This window comes from Actinokineospora sp. UTMC 2448 (assembly GCF_024760565.1).
GTDB classification, from domain to species: domain Bacteria; phylum Actinomycetota; class Actinomycetes; order Mycobacteriales; family Pseudonocardiaceae; genus Actinokineospora; species Actinokineospora fastidiosa.
In genome coordinates, this window is the sequence record NZ_CP031087.1 from 4,045,964 (window position 1) to 4,060,866 (window position 14,903).

The following is a 14,903-nucleotide window of genomic DNA, read 5'->3' on the forward strand; positions in this document are numbered from 1 at the left end:
GTCGCCGCGGACCCTGTGCGCCGCCTGTGCATGCGGTGGGCGGACTCTGTGCGCACAGGTGTTCCACAGGATCGCCCCCGACCATGGACGCCATGAGACGCCCGGAGCTGCGCAGGCCCGACGGGGCGCCCGTGCGGGTGCTCGTCGTCGACGACGAGCCGACGCTGGCCGAACTCGTCACGATCGCGCTGCGGTACGAGGGCTGGGAGGTGCGCAGCGCCGGTGACGGCGGCAGCGCCGTGCGGGCCGCCCGCGAGTTTCGGCCGGACGTCGTCGTCCTAGACGTGATGCTGCCCGACCTCGACGGCACGGAGGTGCTGCGCCGCGTGCGCGCCGAGGCCGCCGAGATGCCGGTGCTGTTCCTCACCGCCAAGGACGCCGTGGAGGACCGCATCACCGGCCTGGCCGCGGGCGGCGACGACTACGTGACCAAGCCGTTCAGCGTCGAGGAGCTGGTCCTGCGGCTGCGCGCCCTGCTGCGCCGCTCCGGCATCGCCGAGGCCGGCGGGCGCAGGCTGCTGGCCGTCGGCGACCTCACCCTGGACGAGGACACCCGCGAGGTCCGCCGCGGCGACGTCGAGATCACACTCACCGCGACCGAGTTCGAGCTGCTGCGCTACCTCATGCGCAACCCGCGCCGCGTGCTGAGCAAGGCGCAGATCCTCGACCGGGTGTGGCACTACGACTTCGGCGGCCAGGCCAACATCGTCGAGCTCTACATCTCCTACCTGCGCAAGAAGATCGACGCGGGCCGGTCCCCCATGATCCACACGATGCGCGGGGCCGGGTATGTCCTCAAGCCCGCGGGCTAGCTCGCTGCGCGCCCGGCTCATCGCCGAGCAGACGGTCCTGCTGGCGATGGTGTGCCTGGTCATCGGCGTGACGGTCATGGTCGCCCTGCAGGCGTTCCTGCTCAACCGCCTCGACGACGACCTCATGGCGGCCAGCGCCCGCGCCGTGGCGCAGCCCGGCCCGCCCCGACCGGCGCCGCCCGGCCAGGAGACCGGCACGATCGACGCGGTCATCGTCGACGGCGACCGGCTGCTCGCCCAGGTCCAGACGCCCTCCGGCGAGCGCCGCGCGCTCACCGACCTCGCGCCGCTGCACACGCTGCCCGCCGACGGCGTGATCCGCGAGCGCGACCTCGGCGGCCTGGGCACCTACCGGGTGGTGGCAGTGCGGATCGATCCCCAGACGGTGGTCGTCACCGGGCTGCCGCTGACCGACGTGCACGACACCCTGTGGACGGTCGGGCTCGTGCTCGGCGGCGTGTCGCTCATCGGCCTGACGGTCGCGGGCGTGGCGGGCGCGCTGCTCGTCCGCCGCGCCCTCACCCCGCTCGACCGGATGGCCGCGACCGCCCGGCGCGTCGCCGAGCTGCCGCTGCACGAGGGCGAGGTGACCCTGCCCGACCGCGTCCCGGCCGGGGACACCGACCCGCGCACCGAGGTCGGCCAGGTCGGCGCGGCCCTCAACCGCATGCTCGACCACGTCGGCGACGCCCTCGCTGCCCGGCACGAGAGCGAGACGCGGGTGCGCCAGTTCGTGGCCGACGCCAGCCACGAGCTGCGCACGCCGCTCGCGGCCATCCGCGGCTACACCGAGCTGGCCCGCCGCGACGACGGCCTCCCCGCGGACGTCGCCCACGCGCTGGCCCGCGTCGACTCCGAGTCCGGGCGGATGACCGCGCTGGTGGAGGACCTGCTGCTGCTGGCCAGGCTGGACTCCGGCCGTCCGCTGCTGCGCGAGCCCGTCGACCTGTCCGCGCTGGTGGTCACCGCGGTCGGCGACGCCCAGGTGTCCGGTCCTGACCACCGCTGGCGCCTCGACCTGCCCGCCGAGCCGGTCACCGCGACCGGCGACGCCGCGCGCTTGCACCAGGTCGTGGCCAACCTGCTGGTGAACGGCAGCACCCACACCCCGCCGGGCACCACCGTCACGACCGCGCTGTCCACTCGCGGCGGGACCGTCACGCTCACGGTCACCGACGACGGCCCCGGCATCCCCGCCGACCTGCTGCCGACCGTCTTCGAGCGGTTCGCGCGCGGCGACACGTCACGGTCCCGCGCGGCGGGCAGCACCGGCCTGGGGCTGGCGATCGTGGCCGCGGTCGTCGCCGCGCACGGCGGCGGCGTGAGCGTGGAGAGCAGGCCGGGGCGGACGCGGTTCGCCATCCGGCTCCACAGGTAGCGCACAGCCAGCGCACAAGATCGACCCAGCGCCCGGCCCGACGGTGGCCGTATGACGCTGGTCGCCGCACGCACGAGGCCGCACTGGCCCCTCATCGGACTCCTCGCGGCGACGGCCGCGCTGTACCTGGTCGGCCTGGACGAGTCGGGCTGGGCGAACGCCTACTACTCGGCCGCCGCCCAAGCGGGCGCCGAGAGCTGGTGGGCGCTGTTCTTCGGCGCGACGGACGCCGCGGGCGGGATCACGGTGGACAAGACACCCGCCGCCGTCTGGGTCATGGGCCTGTCGGTGCGGCTGTTCGGCCTGAGCGGCTGGAGCGTCCTGCTGCCGCAGGCGCTGGCCGGGGTCGCGTCGGTCTGGCTGCTGTACGCGACCGTCCGGCGCTGGTCCGGCCCCGCCGCGGGGCTGATCGCGGGCGCCGCGCTGGCCGTCACCCCGGTGGCGGCGCTGATGTTCCGGTTCAACAACCCGGACGCGCTGCTCGTCCTGCTGCTCATCGCCGCCGCCTACGCCACGGTCCGGGCGGTCGAGGGCGGGAGCGCGCGGTGGCTCGCGCTGGCGGGTGTCGCCGTGGGCCTCGGGTTCCTCACGAAGATGCTGCAGGCGTTCCTGGTCCTGCCCGGTCTCGGCCTCGCCTACCTGGTCGCCGCGCCGGTGCGCCTGCGGCGGCGCGTCCGGGACCTGGCGATCGCCCTCGGCGCGGTGGTCGCGGCGGGCGGCTGGTGGGTCGCGGTGGTGGAGCTGATCCCCTCGGGCAGCAGGCCCCACATCGGCGGGTCGCAGACCGACAGCGTCCTCGAACTCACCCTCGGCTACAACGGGATCGGGCGGCTCAACGGCGACGAGGTGGGCAGTGTCGGCGGCGGCGCGGGCTGGGGCAGCCCGGGCTGGGCGCGGCTGCTGGGCTGGGAGATGGGCCAGGACATCGCGTGGCTGCTGCCCGCCGCGCTCATCGCCCTCGGCGCGGGTATGTGGTTCACCCGCTCCGCGCCGCGCACGGACCGCACGCGGGCGGCGCTGCTGATCTGGGGCGGCTGGCTCGTCGTCACCGGCCTGGTCTTCACCTACATGCAGGGCATCGTCCACAGCTATTACGCGGTCGCGCTCGCGCCCGCCATCGGCGCGCTGATCGGGATCGCCGCGACGGCGGCCTGGCGCGGCCGCAACGCCCCGCTGCTCGCCACCGGCGTTGTCGTCTGCGCGGTCCAGGCGTGGGTCCTGCTCGACGGCGAGTGGCTGCCGTGGCTGCGTCCCGCCGTCGCGGTCCTGGCGGCGGCGGCCGTCGTGCTGATCGCCGTCGGGGCCAGGACGACCGCGGCCGCGGGACTCGCGCTCACCGCCGCGTTCCTCGCCCCTGCGCTGTATTCCGTCGCCACGGCCGCGGTGCCGCACCAGGGCGCGATCCCCACCGTGGGGCCGCGCTCGGGCGGGATGATGGTCGGCGGCGGGCTCCTGAGCGCGCCGACGCCGGAGCCCGAGCTGGCCGCGGCGCTGGCCGCCGACGCCGACCGCTACACCTGGGCGGCCGCCGCGCTCGGCTCCAACAACGCCGCCGGGTACCAGCTGGCCGCAGGAGCACCTGTGCTCGCCCTGGGCGGGTTCAACGGCACCGATCCCGCACCGACCCTCGCCGAGTTCCAGGACCTGGTGCGGCGCAAGGAGATCCACTACTACATCGAGAGCACCATGATGCGCGGCGACACCGGCAGCGACGAGGCGCACCGCATCGCCGAGTGGGTGGAGACCACCTTCACCCCCACCACCATCGGCGGGGTCGCCGTCTACGACCTCACGGCCCGATGAGCCGCACAGGATCCGCACAGGCCGGGCACACCGGAGGCCCAGCCGAGCGCCCGATCGTCGGGGACATGACCGCCACGATGCCCGCGCGCCCGCCCGTCCGCACGACCGGCCCCGCCCCGGTGCTCGACGTCGTCGTCCCCGTGCACAACGAGGAAGCTGACCTGGAACGGTGCGTCCGCGGGCTGCACGACCACCTGCGCGACCACTTCCCCTACACCTTCCGCGTCACCATCGCCGACAACGCCAGCACCGACGGCACCGCCGCCATCGCGCGGGCACTGGCCGACGAACTCCCCGGCGTCACCGCCGTCCGCCTCGACGAGAAGGGCCGGGGGCGCGCGCTGCACACCGCGTGGCTGGCCTCGGACGCGGCGGTGCTGGCCTACATGGACGTCGACCTGTCCACCGACCTCGCCGCGCTCTCCCCGCTCGTCGCGCCGCTGATCTCCGGGCACTCCGACATCGCCATCGGCAGCAGGCTCGCGCGCGGCGCGCGGGTGGTGCGGGGTCCCAAGCGGGAAATCATCTCCCGGGCGTACAACCTGATCCTGCGCGGCACGCTCGCCGCGCGGTTCAGCGACGCGCAGTGCGGGTTCAAGGCGATCCGCGCCGACGTGGCCGCCGCGCTGCTGCCGCACGTCGCCGACCCGGGCTGGTTCTTCGACACCGAGTTGCTGGTGCTCGCCCAGCGCTCCGGGCTGCGCATTCACGAGGTGCCGGTGGACTGGATCGATGACCCGGACAGCCGGGTCGACATCCTGGCCACCGCGCTGGCCGACCTGCGCGGCATCGCCCGGCTCGGCCGCGGCCTGCTCACCGGCAGGCTCCCGGTCGCTCGCCTGCGGGCTCAGTGGGCGCGCGGCGCGATCGGCGGCGACCCGCCCGGCGTGCCGAGGGGACTGCTCAGGCAGGTCGTCCGGTTCGCCACGGTCGGAACGCTCAGCACCCTGGCCTACCTCCTGCTGTACGTGCTGCTGCGCGGCGGGCTCGGCGCGCAGGCTGCCAACCTCGTGGCGCTGCTGATCACGGCGGTGGGCAACACCGCGGCCAACCGGCGGCTCACCTTCGGCGTGCGCGGCGCGGAAGGCGCGCTGCGCCACCAGTTCCACGGCCTGATCGTCTTCGCCATCGGCCTCGGCCTGACCAGCGGCTCCCTGGCCGTCCTGCACGCCTTCGGCGAGCCGGGCCGGGCCGCGGAGCTGACCGTGCTCGTGGCCGCGAACCTCGTCGCCACCCTGCTGCGCTTCCTGCTGTTGCGCGGCTGGGTCTTCCGCCAGTCCACTGTGGAGGACAAATGACCCGCGCGCCGCTCATCGCGCTGCTCGCCGCGACCGCGCTGCTCTACCTCTGGGACCTCGGCGCGAACGGCTGGGGCAACGAGTTCTACGCCGCCGCCGTCCAGGCGGGCACCCAGGACTGGACCGCGCTGTTCTTCGGCTCGCTGGACCCGGGCAACACCGTCACCGTCGACAAGCCGCCCGCCGCGCTCTGGCTGATGGCGCTGTCCGGCCGCGTCTTCGGGTTCTCGCCGTGGAGCATGCTCGTCCCGCAGGCGCTCGCGGGCGTGGCGTCGGTGTGGCTGCTCTACGCCGCCGTGCGGCGCTGGTCAGGCCAGACCGCGGGCCTGCTGGCGGGCGCCGCGCTGGCCGCGACCCCGGTGGCCGCGCTGATGTTCCGCTTCAACAACCCCGACGCGCTGCTCACGCTGCTGCTCGTCGCCGCGGGCTACTGCACCGTGCGCGCCACGGAGAAGGGCAGCGGGCGGTGGCTCGCGCTCGCGGGCGTCGCCGTCGGCTTCGGGTTCCTGACGAAGATGCTGCAGGCCATGGTGGTGCTGCCCGCGCTCGCCCTGGTCTACCTGATCGCGGCGCCGATCGGCCTGGGCAGGCGCGTCCTGCACGTGGCGGGGGCGGGCGCGGCGGTGGCGGTCGCCGCGGGCTGGTACATCGCCGTGGCCGACCTGTGGCCCGCGGACTCGCGCCCGTACATCGGCGGGTCCACCGACGACTCCGTCCTCGACCTGGCCCTGGGGTACAACGGGCTGGGCCGGGTGTTCGGCGGCGGCGGCAACCCGAGCGGGTCGGGGCCGGGCACGGCGTTCGGCGGCGAGACCGGCTGGGGCCGCATGCTCGGTCTCGCCTTCGGCTCCGAGGTGGCCTGGCTGCTCCCGGCCGCGCTCATCGGGCTGGTCGCGGGCCTGTGGTTCACCCGCTGGGCGCCGCGCACCGACCGCACCCGGGCCGCGCTGCTGCTCTGGGGCGGCTGGACGCTGGTCACCGCCGCGGTGTTCAGCTTCATGCAGGGCATCACCCATCCCTATTACGCCGTCGCGCTCGCGCCCGGCATCGCGGGCGTGGCGGGCGTGGCCGGGTGGGAGCTGTGGCGGGGCCGCGACCACACCGGGGCGCGGATCACCCTCGCCGGCATCGTCGTGGTGACCGCCGGGTGGTCGTTCGTGCTGCTCCTGCGCGATCCCGACTGGCAGCCGTGGCTGCGGTGGGCGGTCGGCGCGGTCGGGCTGGCGGCGGGCACCGCGATCGCGGTGGGCGCGCACCGCACGTGGCGGGTCGGGGCGCTGGCGCTCGTCGCCTGCCTCGGCGCCACCGCGGCCTACACGGTGGCCACCGCCGTCACCCCGCACGGCGGCTCCATCCCGGTGTCCGGCCCCGCCCGCGCCTCGGACGCGATGCCCATGCGCCCGGACGCCGACCCCGAACTGGTCGCCGCGCTGCGCGCCACCGACACGCGGTGGGCGGCGGCGACGACCGGCGCAGGCCAGGCGGGCGCGCTGCAGTTGGCCAGCGGCAGGCCGGTCATCGGCATCGGCGGGTTCTCCGGGGCCGACCCGGCGCCCACCCTGGCCGAGTTCCAGCGCCACGTCGCCGACGGCGCGATCCGCTACTACGTCGGCGAGGGCGGCGGCCGGTCGTTCGCGGGTCCGGGCGGCGGCGCCATCGCCGACTGGGTGGCGGCCACCTTCACCCCGGCCACAATCGGCGACCACACCGTGTACGACCTGGCCCGGCCCCGGTCCGGGTGAGGTCTTTCGACCCGATCCGCACCCGGTCCCGACGCGTAGGCTTCCGGCCACTCTGTTGACAGCACCACGCCGGAGGGGCACGCCGTGGCCGCATCCACACCCGTCCGGACGGGCGCGCGGCCGTGACCCACGCCGACCCCCCTCGCCTGCAGGGCGACGCCGACCTGCGCAACCGTCCCGACTTCGCCGAACTGCTGCGCGCGCTGTGCCGCCAGGCCGTCGGCGACGTCCACCTGGACCTGTCCGAGATGGACTTCGTCGACGTCTGGGGCGCGGTCGCCCTGGTCGAGGCCGCGGGCGCGCTGTCGGGCGGGGACCTGGTCCTGCACAACCCGCCAGCCGCTCTGCGGCGGCTGCTCGACCTGCTCGGCGCGCATCCCGGGCTGCGGCTAGAGCCCTAGCGCCGCGCGCACCTCGGCGTCGGTGACCTCGCCGAAGTCGGCGTACCACTGCCCGACGGCGGAGAAGCGGCGCGGCGTGTGGGCGCAGACGAAGGCGTCGGCCCCGAGCCGGGCGGCGGTGTCGCGGGGCGCGACCGGCGCGGCGACCACGACCCCGGACGCGCCCCGATCGCGGACGACCAGCACGGCGGCGGCCATCGTCGCCCCGGTGGCGATGCCGTCGTCGACCAGGATCACGACCCGGTCGGCGAGGTCGGGCGGCTCGGCGTCGCCGCGCAGGTCGGCCGCCCTGCGCGCCACGGCGGCGCGCTCGCGCTCGGCAGTGGCCGCCACGTCGGCCCAGGTGATGCCGAGGTCGGCGAGGACGCCGTCCAGCCGGACCGTGACGCCCCGCTCCCCCACCGCGCCCACGGCCAGCTCGGCGTGCCCGGGCGCGCCCACCTTGCGCACGACGACGACGTCGAGGTCGGCGTGCAGGGCGGCGGCCACCTCGGCCGCCACGGGCACCCCGCCGCGGGGCAGCCCCAGCACGATCGGCCCGCACCGGCGCAGCGGGGCCAGCGACCGGGCCAGGACCCGGCCCGCCTCCGCCCGGTCGGCGAACCGCACCGCCCCAGTCTGCACCACCTCGGCCGCACGGGCTTTACCCCGGAGGTAATGGCCCGTCCGCACCCGGCTCCGTACCGTCGGAAGGCATGACAACAGCACAGGTTCCGGTGGGCACCCTGCTGCGGCAGTGGCGGGAGCACCGCAGGCTCAGCCAGGCCGATCTGTCGTTGCAGGCGGACATCTCCACCCGGCACCTCAGCTTCGTGGAGACCGGGCGGGCGCTGCCCAGCCGGGACATGGTGCTGCTCCTGGCCGAGAGCCTGGACCTGCCGCTGCGCGACCGCAACCGGATGCTGCTGGCGGCGGGCTTCGCCCCGCTGTTCACCCAGTCCTCTCTGGACGCGCCGAGGATGGACGCGGTCGGGCAGGCCATCCGGCGCGCCCTGCACGACCACAACCCGTACCCGGCGACGGTGGTGGACGGCTCATGGCGGATGGTCGACGCCAACGCTGCCCTGCACACCCTGTTGACGGGCATCGCGCCCCGGCTGCTCACGCCGCCGGTCAACATCCTGCGCGCCAGCCTGCACCCCGACGGGCTGGCGCCGCGCATCGTCAACCTCGCGCAGTGGCGCGAGCACGTGCTGTGCAGGCTGCGCCGCAAGATCGCGTTCACCGCGGACGAGTCGCTGGGCGAGCTGTACGACGAGCTGTGCTCCTATCCCGGCGACCTGCCGCGTCCGTCCCCGACGGCCGGGGAGGACGTGGTGGTGCCCCTGCGGCTGCGCGGCGACGACGGCGAACTGGCCTTCGTCGGCACGATCACCACGTTCGGCGGGGCGGTGGACGTCACCGTGTCGGAGCTGTCCATCGAGGCGCTGTACCCGGCGGACGAGCACACGGCCTCGGTGATGCGCTCACGCGCCTAGCCAGTCCGCGATGAGGAACGCCTCGATGGAGTCCGGCCTGCTCCTCATGGCGCGGACCTCGGCGCGGGTGAACCAGCGCGCCTCGGCGATCTCCTCGCCGTCCACCTCGATGTGGTCGCTGGCGGCGCGGGCGCGGAAGCCGACCATGAGGCCCGCCGGGAACGGCCACGCCTGGGAGGCGAGGTAGCCGACGTCGGCGACGGCCACCCCGGTCTCCTCGGCGACCTCCCGGCGCACGGCGTCCTCCAGGCTCTCCCCGATCTCGACGAACCCGGCGACGGCGGCGAACCCGGCGCCGCCGCGGTGGCGGGCGAGCAGGCAGCGGTCGCCGTGCTCGACCAGCGCGATCACCGCGGGCTCGATGCGCGGGTAGAGCTCGCGGGCGCACCCGGCGCAGACGCGCAGGTGCCCGCCGTGGCGCGGCTCGGCCTCCTGCCCGCAGGCGCCGCAGAAGCGGTGGGTGCGTTGCCAGTGCAGCAGGCCCCTGGCGTAGGCGAGCCGAGTGGAGTCCTCAGTGGACAAGCGGAGGTAGAGCGCCCGGATGTCGGTGGTCTCCTCCGGTTCGTCGGCGACGTCGACGGCGAACAGGGGCGCGTGGTCCACGCCGAGGAACACGGCGTCCGGGGTCACCGGCACGGTCAAGGGGAGCCCGTCGGCGACGGCGCAGCGGTCGCGCCAGAAGACCAGCGCGCGGGCGGCCGGGTCCTCGCGCGCCGCGGCCAGCCAGCCGTCATCCGCGCGCCGATCGCCCGCGCGGTCCAGGGCGAGACCCGTGTAGGGCACTGCGTGAGCGTCATTGATCACCCGCCCACCCTACGTCCGGCGGATGCCGCGGACCGCCAGCGTGACCGGCCCGTCCTGCGCCGTCGCCCACGTCCGACGGCAACGGGTTGCCCCCTGCGAAATGGGTTCGACGGTCTCGCGGCGGCCTGACACAGTGGCCCACCATGACCGTCGACCTGGTGACCGTCGCGGCCGTGCGGCGCATGCAGCGGCTGGCGCAGCGGATCACCGCCGCCCGGCCGGAACTGGTGAACAGCGACGCGTCGTTCGGCGAGCTGGCCTGGAACTGGGGCAGGGGGCACGCGGCCGACGGCGCGACGTGGCCGTGCCAGCTGTGGTCCCACGGCGGTGACCTGGTGGCCTGGGCTTGGGCGCACCTTCCGCGCCGGGTGCGGCTGAGCGACGGGTCCGTGAAGGACGTGACCGCCGCGTATCTGGCCTACCAGGTCCATCCCGAGCACGCCGAGCTGGTCGACGAGGTGATCGGCTGGTACGACGCCACGGCGGCGGGCATCGAGCGCACGGTGCTGCCCAGCGCCGCCGACGCGTTCGCCCTGGAGCGGTGGGCCGCGCACGGTTTCACGACGGACCCGGCCGCGCTCGGCGACGCGGGCCGCTGGACCCAGCTCACCGAGCGGGACCTCGTCGACCTCGACCAGCCGGTGCTGCCCGCCGGGTTCCGGTTCCGCACGGCCGACGATGCCGGTCCGGAGGCCGCGGTCCAGGCCCACATCGACGCCTGGTCCCCCTCCTCCTACACCGCCGAGAGCTACGCGGGCGTCCGGCAGGCCCCGGGGTACCGCGGCGACCTGCACGTCCTGGTGGAGGCGCCGGACGGGACGATGGCGGCCTCGACGATCCTGTGGCTCGACGAGGCGAACCGGTCCGCCCAGTTCGAGCCGGTCGGGACGCATCCGGGGTATCGGCGGCTGGGGCTGGGCCGGGCGATGATCCTGCACGGGATGCGGCTGGCCAAGGCGGCGGGCGCCACCCACGCGACCGTCGTCTGCCTGGGCGCGCCCGCGCACGTCGCGGCGCGCGGCCTGTACTACGGCGTCGGGTTCCGGGAGTTGTCACGGGACGCGCCGCTCATCAAGGCGGGCTGAACGGCCTCCGACCGAACAGTGGACACCGATCGAACCGGCGAGTAGCTTGCTAAGCGCTTGCTTAGGTCGTCGATCGGAGGAGAGCCGTGTCCGAGTCCCGCACCGCCATCGTCACCGGGGCCGCCCGGGGGATCGGGGCCGCCGTGGCCCGCAGGCTGGCCGAGGACGGGATGGCCGTGGCCGTCGTCGACCTCGACGAGGCCGCCTGCGCGGGGACCGTCGAGGCGATCACCGCCGACGGCGGCACCGCGCTCGCCGTCGGGGCCGATGTCGGGGACACCGAGCAGGTGCGGGCCGCCGTCGCCCGGGTCGCCGAGGAGCTGGGCGCGCCCACCGTCCTGGTCAACAACGCGGGCGTGCTGCGGGACAACCTGCTGTTCAAGATGTCCGACGACGACTGGGACACGGTGATGACCGTGCACCTGCGCGGCTCGTTCCTCATGGCGCGGGAGGTGCAGAAGCACCAGGTCGAGCAGAAGTACGGCCGCGTCGTGAACCTCTCCAGCACCTCCGCGCTCGGCAACCGCGGCCAGGCCAACTACGCCACCGCGAAGGCGGGCCTGCAGGGCCTCACCAAGACGCTGGCGATCGAGCTGGGCAAGTTCGGCGTCACCGCCAACGCCATCGCCCCCGGGTTCATCGCCACCGAGATGACCGCCGCGACCGCGGCGCGGGTCGGCGTGTCGTTCGAGGACTTCAAGGCCGCGGCCGCCGCGGCGATCCCGGTCGGGCGGGTCGGCACGCCCGAGGACATCGCCGCGCTGGCGTCCTTCCTCTGCGGCCCGGAGTCCGGCTTCGTCTCCGGCCAGGTCATCTACGTCGCGGGCGGGCCGAGGAACTGATGCGGACATTCCACGGTCTCGACGACCTCAGGGCCGCCGTCGGCGAGCACCTCGGCCACGGCGAGTGGCTGGAGATCACCCAGGAGCGGGTCCGGGAGTTCGCCGACGCCACCGGCGACCACCAGTGGATCCACCTCGACGTCGAGCGCGCGGCCAGGGGCCCGTTCGGCGGCACGATCGCCCACGGCTACCTGACCCTCTCCCTGGTCCCGCTGCTCGGCCGCGGCATCTACCGCTTCGAGGGCTTCCAGGCGGGCGTCAACTACGGCCTCAACAAGGTCCGCTTCCCCACCGCGGTCAAGGTGGGCGCGCGGGTGCGGATGGGCTCGGAACTGCTGGAAGTGACCGAGGCGAAGTTCGGCGTGCAGGCGGTCTTCCGCCAGACGATCGAGATCCAGGGCGAGGCGAAGCCCGGCTGCGTGGCCGACGCCGTCGTCCTGCTGGTGCCGTGAAGGAGGCGACGATGACCGAGGAGGACCTGCTCCGGCGGGTGGCCGCGCTGCTGGCCGAGCACGACACCGGCGACCGGACGGCGTTCCTGCGCGCGCGGTTCGACGCCGGGCTGGCGTGGGTGCACTTCCCCGAGGGCCTCGGCGGCCTCGGCGCGCCGATCGCGCTGCAGCCCGTCGTGGAGCGCGCGCTGGCCGCCGCGGGCGCGCCGGACAACAACCCGCGCCGCATCGGGATCGGGCTCGGCATGGCCGCGCCGACGATCCTGCGGCACGGCACCGACGAGCAGCGGGCCCGCTTCCTGCGTCCACTGTGGACCGGCGAGGAGGTGTGGTGCCAGCTGTTCTCCGAGCCCGGCGCGGGCTCCGACCTCGCGGGCCTGGCCACCCGCGCCCGCCGCGACGGCGACGACTGGGTGGTCACCGGGCAGAAGGTGTGGACATCGTCCGCGCACACCGCGCGGTGGGCGATCCTCATCGCCCGCACCGACCCGGACGTGCCCAAGCACGCGGGCATGACGTACTTCATCTGCGACATGACCGCTCCGGGCGTCGACGTGCGGCCGCTGCGCCAGATCACCGGCGAGGCCGAGTTCAACGAGGTCTTCCTCACCGACGTGCGCATCCCCGACGCGCACCGCCTGGGGGACGTCGGCGACGGCTGGCGGGTCGCGCAGACCACGCTGATGAACGAGCGGGTCGCCATCGGCGGGCGGCCCATGCCGCGCGAGGGCGGCATGGCGGGCGTCGTGGCCGAGACCTGGCGCCAGAACCCCGAGCTGCGCACGCCCGAGCTGCACGACCGGCTGGTGCGGCTGTGGGTGGAGAGCGAGGCGCTGCGCCTGGCCGGGCAGCGGCTGCGCGAGAGCCTGGCCGCCGGGCACCCGGGCCCGGAGGGCTCGGCGATGAAGCTGGCCTTCGCCCGGCTGTCGCAGCGGCTGTCGGGCCTGGAGGTCGAGTTCCTGGCCGCCGACGGGCTCCGCTACGGCGACTGGACGATGCGCCGCCCCGACGTCGTCGACTTCACCGGCAACGACGCCGGGTACCGGTACCTGCGGGCCAAGGGCAACTCCATCGAGGGCGGCACCTCGGAGATCCTGCGCGGCATCATCGCCGAGCGGATACTCGGACTGCCCGCCGAGGCCAGGGTGGACAAGGACGTGCCGTGGAAGGACCTGCCGCGATGAGCCAGTCCCTGGTGGACACCGATGTCGAGACCCAGCTGCGCACGGCCGTCGCCGAGGTGCTGGAGGACAACCCGACCAAGGTCGACGACCTCGACGGCGCGACGGTGTGGTCGGCGCTGCGGGCGATGGGCGCGACCACGCTCCCCGTGCCCGAGGAGCTGGGCGGGCAGGGCGCGGGCTGGCGGGAAGTCGCCGTCGTCGCCGAGGAGCTGGGCCGGGCCGTCGCCCCGGTGCCGTTCCTGGGCTCGGTGCTGGCCACCGCCGCGCTGCTGCGCGCCACGGACGACCCGCACGCGGCCGAGGCCCTGCGCGGGGACGCGACCCTGGTGGTGCCGCTGTCGGCGTGGCCGGGCGGCCCGCTGCCGCACATCACCGTCGACGGCGACCGGCTGACCGGCACGGTCCGCAGCGTCGCCGACGTGCGAGGAACGCTCGTCGTCCCCGCCGACGGCGCGCTGTGGCTGACCGAGCAGGCGGACATCACGCCCGTGACGTCGCTCGACCGGACCCGGCCGGTCGCGGACGTGGAGTTCTCCGGCGCGACGGCCGTCCGGGTCGCTGCCGACGGCGCGGTCGAGCACGCCCTGCGCGTCGGCGCCGCGATCCTGGCCGCCGAGCAGGTCGGCATCGCCGAGTGGTGCCTGGACACGACGGTCGCCTACCTCAAGCAGCGCTACCAGTTCGGCAGGCCGGTGGGGTCCTACCAGGCGCTCAAGCACCGGCTCGCGGACCTGTGGCAGGAGATCGTCCTGGCCAGGGCGGCGGCCAAGGCCGCAGCGGACGCGCTGGACACCGGCGAGGACGCCGCCCTGCTCGCCTACGCGGCCCAGTCGCTGTGCGCGGAGGTCGCGGTGCACGCGGCCGAGGAGTGCGTGCAGTTGCACGGCGGCATCGGCATGACCTGGGAGCACCCCGCGCACCTGTACCTCAAGCGCGCCAAGGCCGACGAGATCGCGCTGGGCACCCCCGGCCGCCTCCGGGTCCTCCTGGCCCCGCTCGCGGACCTGCCCGCATGACCGACCTCTGGCCGGACGTCCGCCCGGACGCGGCGCGGCGGCTCATGGCCGCCGCCGTCGCCGCGTTCGGCGAGCGCGGCTACCACGCCACCACCACCCGCGACATCGCCACCGCGGCCGGGATGAGCCCCGCCGCGCTCTACGTGCACTTCCCGTCCAAGGCGGCGGTGCTGTCGGCCATCAGCCGCAGCGGCCACGAGAAGGCGCTGGCGATGGTCACCACCGCGGCGGCGGGCCCGGGTGACGCCGCGGCGCGGATGCGAGTCCTGGTGACGGAGTTCGTCGCCTGGCACGCCCGCAGGCACCGGGTGGCCCGGATCGTCCAGTACGAACTGACCGCGCTCCCCCAGCCCGACTACGAGGCCGTCGTGGCGCTCCGCCGCCAGACGGACGCCGTGGTGCGCTCGCTGATCGAGGACGGGGTCTCGTCGGGGGTGTTCCGGGTGTCCGACATCCGCTCGGCAGCGCGCGCCGTGCTGTCGCTGGGCATCGACGTGGCGCGGTGGTACACCGCCGAGTCCAAGCCGGACCCGGAGACCCTCGGCGCGGACTACGCGGGCCTGGTGCTGGCCATGCTCGGCGCGGCCGGAGCGTAGGCCCATCGCCAG

15 protein-coding genes are annotated in these 14,903 nt (G+C 74.9%); 13 read left to right on the forward strand and 2 right to left on the reverse strand.

Annotated features, from left to right (window positions below; genetic code table 11):
* The first annotated feature begins 83 nt into the window (after positions 1–83).
* The 6 genes from Actkin_RS18375 to Actkin_RS18400 all read left to right on the forward strand — a co-directional run bounded on the left by Actkin_RS18375 (position 84) and on the right by Actkin_RS18400 (position 7,434).
* Entirely contained in the window at positions 84–812 is a 729-nt protein-coding gene (locus Actkin_RS18375; RefSeq protein ID WP_308425884.1) for a response regulator transcription factor, read from the forward strand.
* Complete coding sequence (locus Actkin_RS18380) at positions 790–2,190, forward strand: sensor histidine kinase (RefSeq protein WP_258903559.1); 1,401 nt, start codon at positions 790–792, stop codon at positions 2,188–2,190. The genes Actkin_RS18375 and Actkin_RS18380 overlap by 23 nt, the downstream gene beginning before the upstream one ends.
* Positions 2,191–2,241: 51 nt before the next feature.
* Positions 2,242–3,993, forward strand: coding sequence for an ArnT family glycosyltransferase (locus Actkin_RS18385; protein ID WP_258903560.1), 1,752 nt, complete (start codon positions 2,242–2,244; stop codon positions 3,991–3,993).
* A gap of 65 nt (positions 3,994–4,058) precedes the next feature.
* On the forward strand, positions 4,059–5,291 hold the full coding sequence (locus tag Actkin_RS18390; RefSeq protein ID WP_258903561.1) for a bifunctional glycosyltransferase family 2/GtrA family protein: 1,233 nt from the start codon (positions 4,059–4,061) through the stop codon (positions 5,289–5,291).
* Positions 5,288–7,033, forward strand: a complete 1,746-nt coding sequence (locus Actkin_RS18395) for a glycosyltransferase family 39 protein (RefSeq protein WP_258903562.1) — start codon at positions 5,288–5,290, stop codon at positions 7,031–7,033. The genes Actkin_RS18390 and Actkin_RS18395 overlap by 4 nt, the downstream gene beginning before the upstream one ends.
* Before the next feature lie 122 nt (positions 7,034–7,155).
* Positions 7,156–7,434, forward strand: coding sequence for an STAS domain-containing protein (locus tag Actkin_RS18400; RefSeq protein ID WP_229786885.1), 279 nt, complete (start codon positions 7,156–7,158; stop codon positions 7,432–7,434).
* Here Actkin_RS18400 and Actkin_RS18405 read toward each other — a convergent pair.
* The gene (locus tag Actkin_RS18405) at positions 7,423–8,043 is read right to left on the reverse strand and encodes a phosphoribosyltransferase (protein ID WP_258903563.1); all 621 of its coding nucleotides are present in this window, start codon (positions 8,041–8,043) and stop codon (positions 7,423–7,425) included. The genes Actkin_RS18400 and Actkin_RS18405 overlap by 12 nt on opposite strands.
* 86 nt (positions 8,044–8,129) lie before the next feature.
* On the opposite strand from Actkin_RS18405, the gene Actkin_RS18410 reads away from it, so the two are divergent.
* Positions 8,130–8,912: a helix-turn-helix domain-containing protein gene (locus tag Actkin_RS18410; protein WP_258903564.1), complete on the forward strand. Its 783-nt coding sequence runs from the start codon at positions 8,130–8,132 to the stop codon at positions 8,910–8,912.
* On the opposite strand, the gene nudC is transcribed toward Actkin_RS18410, so the two are convergent.
* On the reverse strand, positions 8,901–9,716 hold the full coding sequence (gene nudC / locus Actkin_RS18415; protein WP_258903565.1) for an NAD(+) diphosphatase: 816 nt from the start codon (positions 9,714–9,716) through the stop codon (positions 8,901–8,903). The two genes, Actkin_RS18410 and nudC, sit on opposite strands and share 12 nt — an antisense overlap.
* 143 nt (positions 9,717–9,859) lie before the next feature.
* On the opposite strand from nudC, the gene Actkin_RS18420 reads away from it, so the two are divergent.
* From Actkin_RS18420 to Actkin_RS18445, 6 genes are all read left to right on the forward strand, one after another.
* Complete coding sequence (locus Actkin_RS18420) at positions 9,860–10,801, forward strand: GNAT family N-acetyltransferase (RefSeq protein WP_258903566.1); 942 nt, start codon at positions 9,860–9,862, stop codon at positions 10,799–10,801.
* 86 nt (positions 10,802–10,887) lie between these two features.
* Entirely contained in the window at positions 10,888–11,643 is a 756-nt protein-coding gene (gene fabG, locus Actkin_RS18425) for a 3-oxoacyl-ACP reductase FabG (protein ID WP_189210762.1), read from the forward strand.
* A complete protein-coding gene (locus tag Actkin_RS18430) occupies positions 11,643–12,095 on the forward strand; it encodes a MaoC family dehydratase (protein WP_258903567.1) in 453 nt (150 codons plus the stop codon). Before fabG ends, Actkin_RS18430 begins: the two co-directional genes overlap by 1 nt.
* A gap of 11 nt (positions 12,096–12,106) precedes the next feature.
* The gene (locus Actkin_RS18435) at positions 12,107–13,279 is read left to right on the forward strand and encodes an acyl-CoA dehydrogenase family protein (RefSeq protein WP_258903568.1); all 1,173 of its coding nucleotides are present in this window, start codon (positions 12,107–12,109) and stop codon (positions 13,277–13,279) included.
* On the forward strand, positions 13,276–14,295 hold the full coding sequence (locus Actkin_RS18440) for an acyl-CoA dehydrogenase family protein (protein ID WP_258903569.1): 1,020 nt from the start codon (positions 13,276–13,278) through the stop codon (positions 14,293–14,295). Before Actkin_RS18435 ends, Actkin_RS18440 begins: the two co-directional genes overlap by 4 nt.
* On the forward strand, positions 14,292–14,891 hold the full coding sequence (locus Actkin_RS18445; protein WP_258903570.1) for a TetR/AcrR family transcriptional regulator: 600 nt from the start codon (positions 14,292–14,294) through the stop codon (positions 14,889–14,891). Before Actkin_RS18440 ends, Actkin_RS18445 begins: the two co-directional genes overlap by 4 nt.
* Positions 14,892–14,903: the final 12 nt, after the last annotated feature.

What these genes read in the sequence shown, in the direction of transcription:
- Actkin_RS18375 (WP_308425884.1), top strand. Translation starts at nt 84, where the DNA reads ATGGACGCCATGAGACGCCCGGAGCTGCGCAGGCCCGACGGGGCGCCC.
- Actkin_RS18380 (WP_258903559.1), top strand. Translation starts at nt 790, where the DNA reads ATGTCCTCAAGCCCGCGGGCTAGCTCGCTGCGCGCCCGGCTCATCGCC.
- Actkin_RS18385 (WP_258903560.1), top strand. Translation starts at nt 2,242, where the DNA reads ATGACGCTGGTCGCCGCACGCACGAGGCCGCACTGGCCCCTCATCGGA.
- Actkin_RS18390 (WP_258903561.1), top strand. Translation starts at nt 4,059, where the DNA reads ATGACCGCCACGATGCCCGCGCGCCCGCCCGTCCGCACGACCGGCCCC.
- Actkin_RS18395 (WP_258903562.1), top strand. Translation starts at nt 5,288, where the DNA reads ATGACCCGCGCGCCGCTCATCGCGCTGCTCGCCGCGACCGCGCTGCTC.
- Actkin_RS18410 (WP_258903564.1), top strand. Translation starts at nt 8,130, where the DNA reads ATGACAACAGCACAGGTTCCGGTGGGCACCCTGCTGCGGCAGTGGCGG.
- Actkin_RS18420 (WP_258903566.1), top strand. Translation starts at nt 9,860, where the DNA reads ATGACCGTCGACCTGGTGACCGTCGCGGCCGTGCGGCGCATGCAGCGG.
- Actkin_RS18430 (WP_258903567.1), top strand. Translation starts at nt 11,643, where the DNA reads ATGCGGACATTCCACGGTCTCGACGACCTCAGGGCCGCCGTCGGCGAG.
- Actkin_RS18435 (WP_258903568.1), top strand. Translation starts at nt 12,107, where the DNA reads ATGACCGAGGAGGACCTGCTCCGGCGGGTGGCCGCGCTGCTGGCCGAG.
- Actkin_RS18440 (WP_258903569.1), top strand. Translation starts at nt 13,276, where the DNA reads ATGAGCCAGTCCCTGGTGGACACCGATGTCGAGACCCAGCTGCGCACG.
- Actkin_RS18445 (WP_258903570.1), top strand. Translation starts at nt 14,292, where the DNA reads ATGACCGACCTCTGGCCGGACGTCCGCCCGGACGCGGCGCGGCGGCTC.